This is a genomic window from Paenibacillus sp. BAC0078 (assembly GCF_054483875.1).
The window spans coordinates 1-1,252 of sequence record NZ_JBTLRW010000056.1; the positions used below are offsets into that span (position 1 = coordinate 1).

Consider the following 1,252-nt stretch of genomic DNA (forward strand, 5'->3'; position numbering starts at 1 on the left):
GGCATGCTGTTCCAAGCGTTAAGGGAGCCGCAGTCGTCTGCTTACTTCGTACAAATGTCCTTTATGATTCAAGGCTCGCTGCATGTCGGAAATCTGGAGAAGAGCCTTTCCCTTCTGATGGAACGGTACGATATCCTTCGAACGGTGTTTAAGTACAAGGGATTGAACAAGCCCTTGCAGATTGTGCTTAAAAAGCGCAATCCTTCGATCATTTTCGAAGATTTCACGGGATTAACAGAAGATGAAATCAAGGTCAGCGCGGATCGGTTCAAGCAAACGGATCGGGAGCAAGGATTCGATCTCATGAAAGATGTGCTATTGCGTATCGCCGTATTGAAGACGGGAGAGAGCCGGTACGAGATCGTATGGAGCTACCATCATATCTTGATGGACGGCTGGTGCATGAGCATTGTCTTGAAAGAGTTCTTCGATATGTACGCGCAGCTTTGCAGCGGCAAAGCGATAGATTTGCCTGCCGCGAAGCCTTATATCCACTTTATCAATTGGCTGAAAGAGCAGGATCGCGAAGAAGCGCTAGGCTACTGGAGAGATTACCTGGCGGGATACGAGCAGCGTGCGGTGATCCCTGCAAGTGGAAGTCGTACAGACGAGTCGTATGTACTTGAAGAAGTGCATCATTCGTTCTCGGAGACATTGACCGAGCGTTTGGTGCAATTAAGCAAACACTATCAGGTTACGATGAACAGCATGATGCAAACGGCATGGGGCATTTTGCTGGGCAGATACAACAATATTGATGACGCGGTGTTCGGAGCGGTCGTGTCGGGGCGTCCTGCGGAAATTGACGGCGTCGAGAACATGGTGGGGCTGTTTATCAACACGCTGCCCGTGCGGCTAAGCCCGAACGAACAAGCGGATACTTACATCGAAACGGTTAAACGGTTGCAGCAACGAGCGCTCGATTCGGAGAAATATGCTTACCTTTCATTAGCTGAGATTCAAGCGCAAACGGATCTGAAACAAAACTTGATCGACCATCTGTTTGTTTTCCAGAACTATCCGGACGTCTATGAAGTTAACGGACAGCCTGAGGATCAGGATTTTCATATCGCTTCTGTTCAGAATTTCGAGCATACCAATTATTCGTTAAGCATCATGATGCATTTACGTACGAATCGGCTCGGTATCAAAATAGGATTCGATGTGTCGGATCATCAACTTGAGCAGATCAACCGTCTTCTGGGGCATCTGGAGACCATACTGGAGCAAGTGGCGGCACGTCCGGACATGA

At 48.6% G+C, this 1,252-nt stretch carries 1 protein-coding gene; it reads left to right on the forward strand.

Annotated elements, in window-relative coordinates:
• Positions 1-1,252: condensation domain-containing protein (locus ACX1DY_RS31365; protein ID WP_458968037.1), on the forward strand; the 1,252-nt coding region annotated here is incomplete at both ends.